Source organism: Superficieibacter electus, from assembly GCF_002915575.1.
GTDB lineage: Bacteria > Pseudomonadota > Gammaproteobacteria > Enterobacterales > Enterobacteriaceae > Superficieibacter > Superficieibacter electus.
Genome location: NZ_PQGD01000031.1, coordinates 1 through 15,221, shown reverse-complemented (window position 1 = coordinate 15,221; position 15,221 = coordinate 1). Strand labels below are relative to the sequence as shown.

Sequence of the window (15,221 nt, the reverse complement as noted above, 5' to 3'; positions counted from 1 at the left end):
GGGATGCTAATGCACAACTTCTGCCAGGCGCAAGGATAACGGAATCGGAAAAATTATTATGCTGAATCATAACGAAAGCTGGTGGAAGGAAAAAGGTGCGGCATTAACCGCGGCGGCAATAGTCAATCAGCCGCGTTTGTGGCAGGAAGGATTCACTCAGATAAGCGCACAGCGTCCGGCAGTGGACGCCTTCTGGAAACAGTGCGATGCGAATAGCCGCATTATCATCACCGGGGCGGGATCGTCGCTGCTGGCCGCACAGGCCAGTGTCAATTGGTTACGTAGCGTGTTATCCCGTCATGTCGACGTCATCGCGGCAACGGATCTGGTGCTTGCGCCAGAAATGCTCTCAGGCAAATGTATTCTGGTGTCAGTCAGCAGTTCCGGCAATACGCCAGAAACCGTAAAAGTAGTAGAGCGTCAGTTGGCAGCACACCCGGGTACGCCGCATATTGCTATTACTAATAACGCGCAAAGCCGCCTGGCTCAGCTTGCCAGTCAGCAGCCGGAAGGCTTATTTATTGCGGTGCCCGAAGGGACATCCAACGGCAGCTTTGCCGCCACCAGCGAATTTACCATACCCATGTGGTACATCATGCTACTACTGGCACCGGCTTGCTGGTCTGAGCTGGAGCGTGTACTGCCCGTTCTTCAGCGTGGGGCGACGTACTTTTTGAATAACTACGCAGCGGATATTGAACAGTGGGCTGCCGTGCCGCGTGACAATATGGTTGCCGTCGGCGCGCTGTCCCTGAAAGCCATTGCCTGCGAGACCAGCCTGAAACTGCTGGAAATGGGCAACGGCAATATAATGACGGCCTGGCATTCCATGCTGGAATTCCGTCATGGCCCAAAACTTATCATCAATCGCGATGCAACCGTGGTGGGCTATATTGCCGCGCGCCCTGAGATCCGCCGCTACGATCTCGACATGATGAGCGAGCTGACTGGCGAGCGCAGCGCAGCGGCGCAGATCATCGGCATTGGTCATGACGCGCTGCCCGCTGACCATCACGTGTGTGACCGTTACTACCACTTTGCCAGCCCGGAACTGGCACAGTATCACGAATCGTTTTCTGCCATGCTGTATGTCCTTTTCGCACAGGTGGCTGGCCTGTATCGTGCCATTGCGCTTGGCGTTACCCCGGATAATCCCTCACGTGACGGCAAAGTGGCAAAAGTCGCCAAAGTCACCGTTTATTAAGCGTGGGGCAGGGCGGTGAGAGGAATGTTTTCCGCCCTGGTCAGCGTCCTTTGCTGACAAAGACAGCGTAAAGCGTCGGGAAAGGCGTGACCACTTCCCGACGCGGGCTTTGCGAAGCTCTATCCGCACTTTTTCGCCTCGCGACAATATGTTGCGCGACTATTGCGAGGCGCGTCCCAGAAAGTTATCCCAGTCCTTCCATACCGGCTGAAGGCCGCGCGCAACGAGAGCATCGGCTACTTCCTGCGGGCGACGTCCGTCATGCGGGGAAAATTGCTCCAGTTCCGGATGGTCGTCGGCATAGCCACCGGGCTGCGTTTTCGAAAAAGCGCTCACGTTATTGATTGCCAGAGGGACGACGCGATCGCGAAACCACGGCGATTCACGGGTCGAAAGCGATAATTCAATCTCCGGGGCCAGCAACCGGAACGCACAGATGGTTTGCACCAGCTGGCGTTCATCCATAATCGACGCTGGCTCAATGCCACCCGCGCACGGACGCAGACGCGGAAATGAGATGGAGTAGCGGCTCTGCCAGTAGTGTTTTTGTAGCCACAGCAAATGCTCTGCCACCATATAGCAGTCCACGCGCCAGCTGTCTGAGAGACCAATCAGCGCGCCAAGGCCGATCTTGTCGATCCCTGCCCGTCCGAGACGATCCGGCGTTTCCAGCCGCCAGAAAAAATCCTGTTTATGACCTTTCAGATGATGCCGGGCATATTCGGCTTCATGGTAAGTCTCCTGATAAACCATCACGCCATCCAGGCCGAGAGTTTTCAGCTCGGCATACTCTTCCTGCGCCAGCGGCTGTACTTCCATTTGCAGCGAAGCAAATCGGCGGCGAATCGCGGGCAGATGGCGACGAAAGTAATCCATGCCGACCTTACCCTGATGTTCGCCGGTAACCAGCAGCAGGTGTTCAAATCCCATTTCCCGAATGGCATCGCATTCGCGGGCGATTTCTGCCTCATCCAGCGTTTTACGCTTGATACGGTTGCTCATCGAAAAACCGCAGTAGGTGCAATCGTTGGCGCACAGGTTGGAGAGGTAAAGCGGAACATAGAAGCTGACCGTGTTGCCAAAACGCTGGCGGGTGAGTCGCTGTGCTTTTTGTGCCAGCGGCTCCAGATACGCGCTGGCGGCAGGTGAGAGCAGGGCCATCATATCGTCGCGCGTCGGATGCGCGGTGTTAAGCGCCCGTTCTACGTCGGCGGGGGTTTTGGTGTTGATACGCAGGCGAATATCGTCCCAGTCCAGCGTGCGCCAGTGGTCGGTAAAGGTGCTCATGTGCTGGCCTCCAGAAAGCCCGTCAGCGGGCTGGTGGCTACGGCCTGGCTGCTACGAATGCCGGGCACCGCCTGACGGGCCAGAAGACCCGCTTCGACGGCCAGCCGGAAAGCCTTCGCCATCATCACCGGATCGTCCGCTACCGCAATCGCGGTATTCACCAGCACTGCGTCGGCTCCCATTTCCAGCGCCAGTGCCGCATGGCTGGGCGCGCCAATCCCTGCGTCAACCACCACCGGCACCGTGGCTTGTTCGATAATAATTTCCAGCATGGCGCGAGTTTCCAGCCCCTGATTTGAGCCAATCGGCGCACCGAGCGGCATGACGGCGGCGCAGCCAACCTCTTCCAGACGCTTACACAGCACTGGATCGGCACCGCAGTAGGGCAGAACAATAAAGCCCTGTTTGACCAGCGCGTCGGCGGCTTTCAGGGTTTCAATGGGGTCCGGCAGTAGCCAGCGGGCGTCAGGGTGGATCTCCAGCTTCAGCCAGTGGGTCCCCAGCGCTTCGCGGGCCAGTTGCGCGGCAAAGATGGCTTCTTCCGCCGTCTTCGCGCCAGAGGTATTGGGCAGCAGCGTCACCCCAGCCCCAACAAGCGGGGCGAGGATCGCATCGTTGTGCTGGCGCAAATCAACGCGCTTCATCGCCAGCGTCACCAGCTGGCTGCCCGAAGCGCGAATCGCCTCTGTCATCAATGATGAAGAGGCAAATTTCCCGGTCCCGGTAAACAGGTGGGAATCAAAGGTTTTATCAGCAATACGTAACATGTCAGCCTCCGGCGATAACCTGAAAAAGCAGGATCTGGTCGCCTTCCTGCACGGTCTGGTGTTCCCACCGCTCACGCGGCAGGATCTGTTGATTAAGCGCCAGCGCTGCGCCCGGTTTGAGCTGATGAAGCGTGTCGAGCAGGCCGGCAACGGTAAGATTTTCTGCGCACTGCATCGGTTCATCATTAAACTGGATTTGCATGATGTCCTCCGCATACCGGGCAACCGCTGGCACGGCGCAGGATGAGGCTACGCCAGCTATTGGCTCTGGCGTCAAACAGCCGCAGTTCGCCGTGCTGGCTACGCACACCGCTCAGAAGTTTGATGGCTTCCAGCGCCTGTAGCGACCCCATCACGCCCACCACCGGACCGATGACGCCTGCCGTGCGGCAGTTACGCTCGGGTTCGTTCTCGTCCGGCCATAAGCAGCGGTAGCAGCCGTGCGTCCATGGCGGCGTCAGCACCATAAGCTGACCGCCAAAACCGACGGCGCTGGCGGTAATAAGCGGCGTATTGGTTTTAACGCACGCCGCGTTAATCGCCTGGCGAGTGGCCATGTTGTCCGTGCAGTCAAGCACGACATCAGCCTGAATTACCGCGTGCTGTAATGCATCGCCAGTGAGACGCTGCTCAAGGGTTATCAGCTCAATGTCCGGATTGAGCCGCGACAGACGCTGCCGGGTAACCTGCGCTTTCGAACGGGCGATATCGTCGGTAGTGAATGTGATCTGGCGTTGCAGATTGCTCAGATGAACCTCGTCATCGTCGGCCAGTACCAGCGTACCCACGCCCGCGCCCGCCAGGTAAAGCGCAGCCGGTGCGCCTAAACCGCCGAGGCCGACAATCAGCACCCGGCTGTCGAGCAGTTTCTGCTGGCCGTCGATGGCAATATCTTCCAGCAATATTTGTCGGCTGTAGCGCATAAAATCACGATCGTTCATCGCCCACCCCCGCAAGCTGGAGCAATGTTGCCGTGGCTGCCTGCCAGTCGGCCGCCTGAGTGATGGCGCTGACGACGGCAATACTGCCGACGCCGGTTGCCAGGACGTCCGACGCTCGCGCAAGGCTAATACCGCCGATCGCGACCGTCGGGTAGTTGCCAAGCCGCGCAATATGCCGGGCAAGTTGTTCCAGCCCTTGTGGTGCGGAGGGCATCTGTTTGGTTTGCGTCGGAAAAACGTGGCCAAGCGCGATGTAAGAGGGACGTGCCGCCAGCGCAATATCAATTTCCATATCGTCATGGGTGGAAACGCCGAGGCGTAGCCCGGCAGTCTGAATTGCTTTCAGATCGGTGGTTTCTAAATCTTCCTGGCCCAGATGCACGCCGTACGCATGATGCTTAATCGCCAGCCGCCAGTAGTCGTTGATAAACAGGCGGGCATTGTATTGACGTCCCAGCGCAATGGCCGCCGCCACCTCGGCTTCAACTTCGTCATCACGCTTGTCTTTAATCCGCAACTGAAGCGTGCGCACGCCAGCTTCCAGCAGGCGAGCTATCCACTCCACGCTATCGACCACCGGGTACAGCCCGAGGCGAAACGGCACCGGAGGAAAGTCAGGTTGATAATTCATACTTCCTCCTGACGCAGGTAGATTTCGCCGCCTTTCGCCCGAAAGCTGGTGGACATCTCGGCCATCCCGGATTCTGCTTCCTGCTTCGCCGCGAAATCACGCACTTCCTGGCTGATTTTCATCGAGCAGAATTTCGGTCCGCACATGGAGCAGAAATGGGCGACTTTGCCGGATTCCTGCGGCAGGGTTTCATCGTGATACGCACGGGCAGTGAACGGATCGAGCGCCAGATTAAACTGGTCTTCCCAGCGGAACTCAAAGCGCGCTTTGGACATTGCATTGTCACGGATCTGCGCACCCGGGTGGCCTTTCGCCAGGTCAGCCGCGTGGGCAGCAATTTTGTAGGTAATCAGCCCCTGCTTAACATCTTCTTTGTTCGGCAGACCGAGGTGCTCTTTCGGCGTCACGTAGCAGAGCATGGCGCAGCCAAACCAGCCGATCATCGCCGCGCCAATGCCGGAGGTGAAATGGTCGTAGCCCGGTGCGATATCGGTGGTCAACGGTCCCAGCGTGTAGAACGGCGCTTCGTGGCAATGTTCCAGTTCTTCGGTCATATTGCGCTGGATCATCTGCATCGGCACGTGGCCGGGGCCTTCAATCATCACCTGCACGTCGTATTCCCAGGCGATTTTGGTCAGCTCGCCCAGCGTATGCAGCTCGGCAAATTGCGCCTCATCGTTAGCATCCTGGATGGAGCCAGGCCGCAGGCCGTCGCCGAGCGAAAGCGAGACGTCATAGGCAGCGCAGATTTCGCAAATCTCGCGGAAGCGTTCGTAGAGGAAGTTTTCTTTATGATGGGAGAGGCACCATTTCGCCATGATCGAACCGCCGCGTGAAACAATCCCCGTCAGACGTTTTGCGGTCATCGGTACATAGCGCAGCAGTACGCCCGCGTGGATGGTAAAGTAGTCCACACCTTGCTCTGCCTGCTCCAGCAGCGTATCGCGGAAGGCTTCCCAGGTCAGGTCTTCGGCGATTCCGTTCACCTTCTCCAGCGCCTGATAGACAGGCACCGTGCCAATCGGCACCGGACTATTACGCAGTATCCATTCCCGGGTTTCATGAATGTAGCGGCCGGTGGACAGGTCCATTACCGTGTCCGCGCCCCAGCGGGTCGACCAGACCAGCTTTTCCACTTCCTCTTCGATAGAAGACGTGACCGCCGAATTGCCGATATTGGCATTTACTTTGACCAGAAAGTTGCGGCCGATGATCATCGGTTCGGATTCCGGATGGTTGATATTGGCGGGAATAATCGCGCGTCCGGCGGCCACTTCATCACGGACAAATTCCGCCGTGATGTTCTCCGGCAGGCGCGCGCCAAAACTCTGGCCCGGATGCTGCTGGCGTAGCACGTCGCTGCGAACGCGCTCGCGGCCCATATTCTCGCGGATGGCGATAAATTCCATCTCCGGCGTTACAATGCCCCGGCGCGCATAATGCAGTTGGGTGACACATTTGCCGCTTTTCGCCCGCTTTGGCGTCAGCAGGCCGGTAAACCGCAGGTCGTCGAGGCCATCGTCCGCCAGCCGTGCTTTGGTATACGCCGAGCTGCGGTCGGGAAGTTCTTCGCTGTCATCACGTGCGTCTATCCACGGCTGGCGCAGTTTCGCCAGCCCCTGCTGGACATTAATCTTCACGTCAGGATCGCCATAGGGACCTGAAGTGTCATACACCGGCACCGCCTCGTTCTCTTCAAACTGCGGATGATCTTTGCTGCCGCCGGTGAGCGTCGGGCTAAGCTGGATCTCGCGCATCGGAATACGGATATCCGGCTGGGAGCCGGTAATGTAGATGCGTGTTGAATTCGGGAAAGCGGTGCCTTCCAGAGTATCGATAAAGTGTTGTGCGTGCTCGCGTTGTTCGCGGCGGGTCAGTTTCAGTTCAGACATAGCTCATTCCAAAAAGTAAGGACGTGGCTTGTCAGACGACGGAGGGAGTAATGGATAGACGTAGTCCGTAACGGCAACGTCAAAAGCAGAATTACTCTTGTTCCCTTCGCAGGTATTAGCCTGATCAGGTTCCGCGGATCCCGAATTAACGGTCTCAGCCTTTGACTAAAGGCACTCCGACAAGATGTAACCCCTCGTGAGAGGGGTAATGCAGGTAACTTACGCGCTAAAACTCAAGAACTCAAGCCGGGCGCGCGATATTCGTTTCGTCATTCGCACTTTCTTTGAGGTTGTTCTCAAAGGCTAACTGAATCAGCTTATCTTCCAGTGTAAAGCGGGCAGCCAGCGACTCGCCGATACCGGAAAGCGCCTGCTGGAATTCAAGATAATTATCATGGTCGATAGCATTTTCCAGGCTGGAATCGTAGTAGCCCATGATCACCTGGGTGTTCTCTTCCAGCAACGGATACAGCTTCGTTGCGGCGATAAGTGGGCTTGCCCCTTCCATTTCGCTGATAATGCGTTCATAAATACTGAAATGACCGGCTGAAAGATACTCAACCAGGTTATGGCAGAAGTTATCAAGCGCTTTTTCATCAAGCTGGGTCACTGATTCTTTGCCAGGTTTAAGACCAACAAGATTGTAATAAGCCACAAGCAATTGCTTGCGCACCTGTAACCAGCGATCGACGAGTTCATTACTTCCTCCAACGCGCTCTGTCAGTCTTTCCAGGTGGTTTAGCATAAATGACCCCGTAAAATTAAGATGAGAAAAATTGTTCACTAAAAATGTAAAAATAATGTTATCAACATGCCAGTGAAACTAAGGTTGTGCAAGTGATTATGGTCCGTATTATCGAGAAGTCAGATCGCGGCTGGTGGATAGTCAGCCATGAACAAAAATTATGGCTGCCCGCCGGAGAATTACCACATGGCGAGGCAGGAAATTTTGATCTTGTGGGCCAGAGCGCACTCCATATCGGCGAATGGGAGGGCGAAGCGGTCTGGCTGGTGCAACAGCAGCGTCACCGCGATATGGGGTCGGTACGCCAGGTCATTACCCAGGATGCAGGATTATTTCAGCTTGCCGGACGCGGCGTGCAGCTTGCCGAATTCTACCGCTCGCACAAATTCTGCGGCTATTGCGGTCATACCATGCACCCGAGCAAGACCGAATGGGCGATGCTGTGTAGCCACTGCCGCGAACGTTACTATCCGCAAATTGCGCCGTGCATCATTGTCGCCATCCGGCGCGGAGACTCCATCTTGTTGGCCCAGCACACGCGGCATCGTAACGGCGTTTATACCGTGCTGGCGGGTTTCACCGAAGTCGGCGAAACGCTTGAGCAGACCGTGGCTCGCGAGGTGATGGAGGAGAGCGGGATTACCGTGAAGAACCTGCGTTACGTTACCTCACAGCCGTGGCCGTTTCCCCAGTCGCTGATGACGGCATTTATGGCCGAATATGACAGCGGTGAAATTGTTATCGACCCAAAAGAGCTGCTGGATGCAGGCTGGTACCGCTACGATAACCTGCCGCTGTTACCGGAGGCGGGAACCGTCGCCCGGCGGCTGATTGAAGACACGGTGGCGTTGTGTCGGGCAGAGGACGCGTAATTTCCTATATACTGTCGGGCATAACGTAAAAGGAAATCATGATGACCGAACTGAAGAACGATCGTTACCTGCGTGCGCTACAGCGTCAGCCTGTGGATGTCACCCCTGTCTGGATGATGCGTCAGGCCGGGCGCTATCTGCCGGAATACAAAGCGACGCGCGCCCAGGCGGGTGATTTTATGTCGCTGTGCAAAAACGCCGAACTGGCCTGTGAAGTGACCTTACAGCCGCTGCGTCGCTATGCGCTGGATGCGGCGATCCTCTTCTCGGATATCCTGACCATTCCGGATGCAATGGGGCTGGGCCTTTACTTTGAAGCTGGTGAAGGTCCGCGTTTTACCTCTCCCATCACCCGCAAAGCCGACGTCGATAAACTGCCGGTTCCCGATCCTGAACTGGAACTGGGCTATGTGATGAACGCCGTACGTACCATTCGCCGCGAGCTGAAAGGCGAAGTACCGCTGATTGGTTTCTCCGGCAGCCCGTGGACGCTGGCGACCTACATGGTTGAAGGCGGTAGCAGCAAGGCGTTTACCGTCATCAAGAAGATGATGTATGCCGAGCCGCAAACGCTGCATACGCTACTGGATAAGCTGGCAAAAAGCGTCACGCTGTACCTGAACGCGCAAATTCGCGCGGGCGCGCAGTCAGTGATGATTTTCGATACCTGGGGCGGCGTGCTGACCGGACGCGATTATCAACAATTCTCACTCTACTACATGCATAAAATTGTCGATGGTCTGCTGCGTGAAAACGACGGTCGTCGCGTACCGGTGACGCTGTTTACCAAGGGCGGCGGTCAGTGGCTGGAAGCTATCGCAGAAACCGGCTGTGACGCGCTGGGCCTCGACTGGACGACCGATATTGCCGATGCCCGTCGCCGCGTCGGTGACAAAGTGGCGTTGCAGGGCAATATGGACCCGTCGATGCTTTATGCCGCACCTGAACGCATCGAACAGGAAGTGGCGACTATACTTGCAGGTTTCGGCCAGGGTGAAGGCCACGTCTTCAATCTTGGTCACGGCATCCACCAGGATGTCCCCCCGGAACATGCAGGCGTATTTGTCGAGGCGGTCCATCGTCTCTCTGCGCCTTACCACTTGTAAGGAGTTGTTATGGATCTTGCGTCGCTACGCGCTCAACAATTTGAACTGGCTTCTTCGGTTTGCCGCGAGGATCGTCTGGACAGTGATCCGCCGGAGCTTATCGCCGGGGCGGATGTGGGATTCGAGCAGGGCGGAGAGGTGACGCGGGCCGCGATGGTGTTGTTGAAATATCCTTCGCTGGAGCTGGTTGAACACCAGATCGCGCGTATTCCTACCACCATGCCCTACATTCCTGGGTTCCTGTCGTTTCGCGAGTATCCCGCGCTGATGGCGGCGTGGGAGATGCTGTCGCAAAAACCTGATTTATTGTTTGTTGATGGTCACGGCATTTCTCACCCGCGTCGCCTTGGCGTTGCCAGCCACTTTGGCCTGCTGGTGGATGTGCCGACCATCGGCGTGGCGAAAAAACGGCTGTGCGGCAAATTTGAGCCGCTTTCTGACGAGCCGGGCGCGCTGGCCCCGCTGATGGACAAGGGCGAACAGCTTGCCTGGGTCTGGCGCAGCAAGGCGCGTTGTAATCCGCTGTTTGTGGCAACCGGGCACCGTGTGAGTACGGATACCGCGCTGGCATGGGTGCAACGCTGTATGAAAGGCTACCGCCTGCCGGAGCCCACACGCTGGGCCGATGCTGTGGCTTCACGGCGCACCGCCTTTGTGCGATGGCAGGAAATTAACGGTTGATTCAGGTAAACTGCGGCTAATTTCCGAATTTGAGATCTCATCATGCTACAAAACCCGATCCATCTGCGGCTGGAGAAGCTGGAAAGCTGGCAGCACACCACGTTTATGGCCTGTCTGTGTGAGCGTATGTACCCCAACTACGCGATGTTCTGCCAGCAGACTGAGTTTGCCGACCCGCAGCTTTACCGTCGTATTGTCGACCTTATCTGGGAAACGCTGACGGTAAAAGATGCGAAGGTCAATTTCGACAGCCAACTGGAGAAGCTGGAAGAGGCGATCCCGGTTGCAGACGACTATGATGTTTACGGCGTCTATCCGGCGATTGATGCCTGTGTTGCGCTGAGTGAACTGATTCACTCGCGCCTGAGCGGTGAAACGCTGGAGCATGCCATTGAGGTCAGCAAAGCGTCAATCACCACTGTAGCGATGCTGGAAATGACCCAGGCAGGTCGGGAAATGACCGATGAAGAGTTGAGACTAAACCCGGCTGTTGAGCAGGAATGGGACATTCAGTGGGAGATTTTCCGTCTTCTGGCCGACTGCGAAGAGCGCGACGTTGAGCTGATAAAAGGGCTGCGCGCGGACCTGAGAGAGGCTGGTGAGAGCAATATCGGTATAAATTTGCAGCAATGAGACAACAAAACGTGATTTAACGCCTGATTTGTCATGCCTGGAGGCTTCCCATTAGCCCCTCGTCTGGTCTACATTTGGAGGGCGAAAAAAAGTGGCTATCGGTGCGTGTATGCAGGAGAGTGCTTTTCAGGCATTTCCGTCGCACTCGATGCTTAGCAAGCGATAAACACATTGTAAGGATAACTTATGAACAAGACTCAACTGATTGATGTAATTGCGGACAAGGCTGATCTGTCTAAGGCACAGGCAAAATCTGCTCTGGAATCCACCCTGGCTGCTATTACTGAGTCTCTGAAAGAAGGTGATGCTGTACAACTGGTTGGTTTCGGTACCTTCAAGGTAAACCACCGCGCTGAGCGTACTGGCCGCAACCCGCAGACCGGTAAAGAGATCAAAATTGCCGCAGCTAACGTGCCGGCGTTTGTCTCTGGTAAAGCTCTGAAAGACGCCGTTAAGTAATATTGCGTGACAGCGAACAGTTTTAACGAAGGGGCGTTCTCGCCCCTTTTGTCTGTCTGGCGTCGGGTACTGACGCTGGCAGGCGTGCTGTTGCTGTCGGCCTGCGGCGGCCATTCATCTCCACCGCCCTTCACCGCCAGCGGCTACGCTGATGACAGCGGCGCAGTACGCGTCTGGCGTAAAGACGTTGACGGAGAGGTACATCTCCTTTCTGTATTCAGTCCATGGCATAACGGGACAACATCCACCAGTGAATACCGCTGGCAGGGCGATACCCTGGCACTCATTGAACTCAATATTTATGATAAACCTCCCGAGCATATTCGGGTCCGCTTTGACGATCGCGGTGAACTCAGCTTTATGCAGCATGAAGTGAACGGCGAGAAGCAGCAGCTTTCCAGTGACCGTATCGAACTCTACCGCTATCGCGCTCAACAGATTCGCCAGACCAGCGATGCATTGCGCCAGGGACGCGTTGTGCTGCATCAAGGGCGCTGGCATCAGAATCACACGATTACCACCTGTAAAGGCGACACGATCGCGCCAGACTTTGACGCGCGGGCGCTAAGCCATATTGAGCGCCGCCAGAGCCACTCCTCTGTGGACGTCAGCGTGGCATGGCTGGAAGCGCCAGAAGGCTCGCAGTTATTGCTGGTGGCAAACGAAGACTTCTGTACCTGGCAGCCGAAAGAAGACGAATTCTGACGCAGCAGGGCGGGTGAGGGGGTAGTGGACGTCCCCTCGCCGGAGTGGAAAGGGGACGTTGAAACGAAGGTATTACTGTTGTTCGCGCGCTATCGCCCGCCAGCCAATATCCTGGCGGCTGAAGCTGCCGTCCCAGTGAATGTCTGCCATCAGCGTGTACGCCTGCTTCTGGGCTTCTGCGACGGTATTGCCCAGCGCCGTAACGCACAGCACGCGGCCGCCGCTGGTTAATACTTGATCGTTATCCGCCAGTTTTGTTCCGGCATGGAAGACTTTACCGTCCGCCACTTCTTCCAGTGGCAGGCCGTGGATCACATCGCCAGTGCGATAATCGCCAGGATAACCGCCAGCCGCTATCACCACGCCCAGCGAGGCGCGCTCGTCCCACTCGGAGGTCTTCTCATCCAGTTTGCTTTCACAGGCGGCGAGGCACAGTTCCACCAGATCGGATTTCATGCGCAGCATAATCGGCTGAGTTTCCGGATCGCCGAAGCGGCAGTTGAACTCGATAACCTTCGGGTTGCCCTGTTTGTCGATCATCAGACCCGCGTACAGAAAGCCGGTGTAGGTATTGCCTTCCGCCGCCATGCCTTTCACGGTTGGCCAGATAATACGCTCCATCGTGCGCTGGTGAACGTCATCCGTCACCACCGGCGCAGGCGAATACGCGCCCATCCCACCGGTATTCGGCCCGGTGTCTTTATCACCGACGCGCTTGTGATCCTGACTGGTGGCCATCGGCAACACGTGCTCGCCGTCCACCATCACAATAAAGCTGGCTTCTTCGCCATCAAGAAACTCTTCTATTACAATGCGATGACCCGCGTCGCCAAAAGCGTTGCCTGCCAGCATATCGCGCACGGCAGCTTCTGCTTCTTCCAGCGTCATCGCCACGATCACACCTTTACCTGCGGCCAGACCGTCGGCCTTAATCACAATTGGCGCGCCTTTTTCACGCAGATACGCCAGCGCAGGCTCAATGTCGGTGAAGTTCTGATACTCCGCCGTCGGGATGTTATGACGAGCGAGGAAATCCTTCGTAAAGGCTTTGGAGCCTTCCAGCTGCGCCGCGCCCTGAGTGGGACCGAAGATTTTCAATCCTGCCGCGCGAAAGGCATCAACCACGCCAATCACCAGCGGCGCTTCCGGGCCGACGATAGTCAGATCGATTTTCTCATTCTGCGCGAAATTCAACAGCTCAGGAATATCCGTCGCGCTAACGGCAACGTTTTGCAGTATCGGCTCAAGCGCGGTACCTGCATTGCCTGGTGCAACAAAAACCGTTTCAACCAGCGGCGATTGCGCCGCTTTCCACGCCAGCGCGTGCTCGCGGCCGCCGTTACCAATCACTAATACTTTCATCTCTCGCTCCATTAATGGCGGAAGTGGCGCATGTCGGTGAAGATCATTGCAATGCCGTGTTCGTCAGCGGCGGCAATCACTTCCTCATCGCGAATAGACCCGCCAGGCTGGATCACGCAGCTCACGCCAGCGGCTGCAGCGGCATCGATACCATCGCGGAACGGGAAGAAGGCGTCGGAGGCCATGGAAGAGCCTTTCACTTCCAGACCTTCGTCAGCGGCTTTAATCCCGGCGATTTTCGCGGAGTAGACGCGGCTCATCTGGCCTGCGCCTATACCGATGGTCATGTTCTCTTTAGCGTAAACAATGGCGTTGGATTTTACGAACTTCGCCACCTTCCAGCAGAACAGCGCATCGCGCAGCTCTTGCTCAGTCGGCTGACGTTTGGTCACCACACGCAGATCCTGTGCGCCGACCATACCCAGGTCACGATCCTGAACCAGCAGGCCACCGTTGACGCGTTTGAAATCCAGGGCCGGTACACGCTCAGCCCACTGGCCGCAGGTCAGCACGCGAACGTTTTGCTTCGTAGCGGTGATTTTCAGGGCTTCTTCCGATGCGGAGGGCGCGATGATCACTTCGACAAACTGGCGGGAGATAATCGCCCGCGCGGTTTCGGCGTCCAGCTCACGGTTAAACGCGATGATGCCGCCGAAGGCGGAAGTCGGGTCGGTTTTATACGCACGGTCGTAAGCATCAATAATAGAAGTGCTTACTGCCACGCCACAGGGGTTAGCGTGCTTAACAATGACGCAGGCCGGTTCGCTGAATTCTTTAACGCATTCCAGCGCTGCGTCAGTATCGGCAATGTTGTTATAAGAAAGCGCTTTACCCTGAACCTGTTGGGCCGTCGCGACAGAGGCTTCTTTCACATTCTCTTCTATATAGAAGGCAGCCTGCTGATGGCTGTTTTCGCCATAGCGCATGTCCTGCTTCTTAATGAAGTTCAGATTCAGGGTACGCGGGAAGCGACCAGCGGCGTCTTTGCTTTCGCCATGATAGGCGGGAACCATGCTGCCGAAGTAGTTGGCAATCATGCTGTCATAAGCGGCGGTGTGTTCGAAGGCTTTAATCGCGAGGTCGAAACGGGTATCGAGGGTCAGAGAACCGTCGTTGGCATCCATCTCGTTAATAATGGTGTTGTAGTCGCTGCTCTTTACGACGATAGCGACATCTTTATGGTTCTTGGCGGCGGAGCGCACCATCGTCGGGCCGCCGATATCGATGTTTTCTACGGCATCTTCCAGCGAGCACCCTTCGCGAGCAACGGTATCGGCGAACGGATAGAGGTTAACAACCACCATATCAATAGGCGCGATACCATGCTGCTGCATGATCCCGTCATCCTGGCCACGACGGCCCAGAATGCCGCCGTGCACTTTCGGGTGCAGGGTTTTGACGCGTCCATCCATCATTTCCGGAAAACCGGTGTAATCGGAGACTTCGGTTACCGGCAGACCCTTCTCTGCTAACAGACGGGCGGTGCCGCCGGTTGAAAGCAGTTCCACACCGCGTGCAGAAAGTGCCTGAGCGAATTCGACGATACCGGCTTTATCAGAAACACTGAGCAGAGCACGGCGGACTGGACGACGTTGTTGCATGGTAAATCCCCTGGATTTGCAAATTACAGAGAGCGTTAGGTGAATTTTCTCGTAAAAACTCAGCTAACGCCCCAGGCGGGGCATCCTTCATTTTGCGCGAGCATTGTAACGAAAACGTTTGCGCAACGCTCGCGAATTTTCATGCTTTTATCAGTCTGTGGATAATTCTGTGTGTAAATGGGTATAAGTAGGGGTTTTGCTGGGGAATGCAGCAGTCAGTCATTTTTCTGCAATTTAAGTGTTGCGGGCGCTCGATAACTCCCTATAATGCGCCTCCATCGACACGGCGGATGTGAATCACTTCACACAAACAGCCGGTTGGTTGAAGAGAAAAA

General features: G+C 56.3%; 16 protein-coding genes and 1 riboswitch. Of the genes, 7 read left to right on the top strand and 9 right to left on the bottom strand.

The window, feature by feature from the left end:
- Positions 1-58: 58 nt before the first annotated feature.
- A complete protein-coding gene (locus CHU32_RS25255; RefSeq protein WP_103678666.1) occupies positions 59-1,204 on the top strand; it encodes an SIS domain-containing protein in 1,146 nt (381 codons plus the stop codon).
- Positions 1,205-1,363: 159 nt separating this feature from the next.
- On the opposite strand, the gene thiH is transcribed toward CHU32_RS25255, so the two are convergent.
- From thiH to rsd, 7 genes are all read right to left on the bottom strand, one after another.
- Positions 1,364-2,491, bottom strand: coding sequence for a 2-iminoacetate synthase ThiH (thiH, locus tag CHU32_RS25250; RefSeq protein WP_103678665.1), 1,128 nt, complete (start codon positions 2,489-2,491; stop codon positions 1,364-1,366).
- Positions 2,488-3,258, bottom strand: a complete 771-nt coding sequence (gene thiG, locus CHU32_RS25245) for a thiazole synthase (RefSeq protein ID WP_103678664.1) — start codon at positions 3,256-3,258, stop codon at positions 2,488-2,490. Before thiG ends, thiH begins: the two co-directional genes overlap by 4 nt.
- A 1-nt stretch (position 3,259) precedes the next feature.
- Positions 3,260-3,460 carry a sulfur carrier protein ThiS gene (gene thiS, locus CHU32_RS25240; protein ID WP_103678663.1) on the bottom strand — a complete coding sequence of 67 codons (201 nt, stop codon included), beginning with the start codon at positions 3,458-3,460 and terminating at the stop codon, positions 3,260-3,262.
- On the bottom strand, positions 3,444-4,199 hold the full coding sequence (thiF, locus tag CHU32_RS25235) for a thiazole biosynthesis adenylyltransferase ThiF (protein WP_103678662.1): 756 nt from the start codon (positions 4,197-4,199) through the stop codon (positions 3,444-3,446). Before thiF ends, thiS begins: the two co-directional genes overlap by 17 nt.
- Complete coding sequence (gene thiE / locus CHU32_RS25230; RefSeq protein ID WP_103678661.1) at positions 4,186-4,830, bottom strand: thiamine phosphate synthase; 645 nt, start codon at positions 4,828-4,830, stop codon at positions 4,186-4,188. The genes thiF and thiE overlap by 14 nt, the downstream gene beginning before the upstream one ends.
- A complete protein-coding gene (gene thiC / locus CHU32_RS25225) occupies positions 4,827-6,722 on the bottom strand; it encodes a phosphomethylpyrimidine synthase ThiC (RefSeq protein WP_103678660.1) in 1,896 nt (631 codons plus the stop codon). Before thiC ends, thiE begins: the two co-directional genes overlap by 4 nt.
- Positions 6,723-6,806: 84 nt before the next feature.
- Positions 6,807-6,911: riboswitch (TPP riboswitch) on the bottom strand.
- Positions 6,912-6,963: 52 nt separating this feature from the next.
- On the bottom strand, positions 6,964-7,467 hold the full coding sequence (rsd, locus tag CHU32_RS25220; protein WP_103678659.1) for a sigma D regulator: 504 nt from the start codon (positions 7,465-7,467) through the stop codon (positions 6,964-6,966).
- 98 nt (positions 7,468-7,565) lie between these two features.
- Between rsd and nudC the strand changes: the two genes are divergently transcribed.
- The 6 genes from nudC to CHU32_RS25190 all read left to right on the top strand — a co-directional run bounded on the left by nudC (position 7,566) and on the right by CHU32_RS25190 (position 11,923).
- Positions 7,566-8,339, top strand: coding sequence for an NAD(+) diphosphatase (gene nudC / locus CHU32_RS25215; RefSeq protein ID WP_103678678.1), 774 nt, complete (start codon positions 7,566-7,568; stop codon positions 8,337-8,339).
- A 41-nt stretch (positions 8,340-8,380) separates the two neighbouring features.
- Positions 8,381-9,445 (top strand): uroporphyrinogen decarboxylase, encoded by a 1,065-nt coding sequence (gene hemE, locus CHU32_RS25210; protein WP_103678658.1) that lies wholly within the window; start codon positions 8,381-8,383, stop codon positions 9,443-9,445.
- A 9-nt stretch (positions 9,446-9,454) separates the two neighbouring features.
- A complete protein-coding gene (nfi, locus tag CHU32_RS25205) occupies positions 9,455-10,126 on the top strand; it encodes a deoxyribonuclease V (RefSeq protein WP_103678657.1) in 672 nt (223 codons plus the stop codon).
- A gap of 42 nt (positions 10,127-10,168) precedes the next feature.
- Positions 10,169-10,759, top strand: a complete 591-nt coding sequence (locus CHU32_RS25200; RefSeq protein ID WP_103678656.1) for a YjaG family protein — start codon at positions 10,169-10,171, stop codon at positions 10,757-10,759.
- A gap of 186 nt (positions 10,760-10,945) precedes the next feature.
- Positions 10,946-11,218 carry a nucleoid-associated protein HU-alpha gene (gene hupA, locus CHU32_RS25195; protein WP_006816568.1) on the top strand — a complete coding sequence of 91 codons (273 nt, stop codon included), beginning with the start codon at positions 10,946-10,948 and terminating at the stop codon, positions 11,216-11,218.
- A 6-nt stretch (positions 11,219-11,224) separates the two neighbouring features.
- The gene (locus CHU32_RS25190; protein ID WP_103678655.1) at positions 11,225-11,923 is read left to right on the top strand and encodes a DUF1481 domain-containing protein; all 699 of its coding nucleotides are present in this window, start codon (positions 11,225-11,227) and stop codon (positions 11,921-11,923) included.
- A 72-nt stretch (positions 11,924-11,995) separates the two neighbouring features.
- Here CHU32_RS25190 and purD read toward each other — a convergent pair whose 3' ends face one another.
- Positions 11,996-13,285: a phosphoribosylamine--glycine ligase gene (gene purD / locus CHU32_RS25185; RefSeq protein ID WP_103678654.1), complete on the bottom strand. Its 1,290-nt coding sequence runs from the start codon at positions 13,283-13,285 to the stop codon at positions 11,996-11,998.
- An 11-nt stretch (positions 13,286-13,296) separates the two neighbouring features.
- Positions 13,297-14,886 carry a bifunctional phosphoribosylaminoimidazolecarboxamide formyltransferase/IMP cyclohydrolase gene (purH, locus tag CHU32_RS25180; protein ID WP_103678653.1) on the bottom strand — a complete coding sequence of 530 codons (1,590 nt, stop codon included), beginning with the start codon at positions 14,884-14,886 and terminating at the stop codon, positions 13,297-13,299.
- Between the last annotated feature and the right edge of the window lie 335 nt (positions 14,887-15,221).

Coding starts and splice junctions, on each gene's coding strand:
- thiH (WP_103678665.1), bottom strand. CDS start 2,491: ATGAGCACCTTTACCGACCACTGGCGCACGCTGGACTGGGACGATATT.
- CHU32_RS25200 (WP_103678656.1), top strand. CDS start 10,169: ATGCTACAAAACCCGATCCATCTGCGGCTGGAGAAGCTGGAAAGCTGG.
- hupA (WP_006816568.1), top strand. CDS start 10,946: ATGAACAAGACTCAACTGATTGATGTAATTGCGGACAAGGCTGATCTG.
- nudC (WP_103678678.1), top strand. CDS start 7,566: ATGGTCCGTATTATCGAGAAGTCAGATCGCGGCTGGTGGATAGTCAGC.
- purD (WP_103678654.1), bottom strand. CDS start 13,285: ATGAAAGTATTAGTGATTGGTAACGGCGGCCGCGAGCACGCGCTGGCG.
- purH (WP_103678653.1), bottom strand. CDS start 14,886: ATGCAACAACGTCGTCCAGTCCGCCGTGCTCTGCTCAGTGTTTCTGAT.
- thiC (WP_103678660.1), bottom strand. CDS start 6,722: ATGTCTGAACTGAAACTGACCCGCCGCGAACAACGCGAGCACGCACAA.
- nfi (WP_103678657.1), top strand. CDS start 9,455: ATGGATCTTGCGTCGCTACGCGCTCAACAATTTGAACTGGCTTCTTCG.
- thiF (WP_103678662.1), bottom strand. CDS start 4,199: ATGAACGATCGTGATTTTATGCGCTACAGCCGACAAATATTGCTGGAA.
- rsd (WP_103678659.1), bottom strand. CDS start 7,467: ATGCTAAACCACCTGGAAAGACTGACAGAGCGCGTTGGAGGAAGTAAT.
- thiE (WP_103678661.1), bottom strand. CDS start 4,830: ATGAATTATCAACCTGACTTTCCTCCGGTGCCGTTTCGCCTCGGGCTG.
- thiG (WP_103678664.1), bottom strand. CDS start 3,258: ATGTTACGTATTGCTGATAAAACCTTTGATTCCCACCTGTTTACCGGG.
- CHU32_RS25255 (WP_103678666.1), top strand. CDS start 59: ATGCTGAATCATAACGAAAGCTGGTGGAAGGAAAAAGGTGCGGCATTA.
- hemE (WP_103678658.1), top strand. CDS start 8,381: ATGACCGAACTGAAGAACGATCGTTACCTGCGTGCGCTACAGCGTCAG.
- thiS (WP_103678663.1), bottom strand. CDS start 3,460: ATGCAAATCCAGTTTAATGATGAACCGATGCAGTGCGCAGAAAATCTT.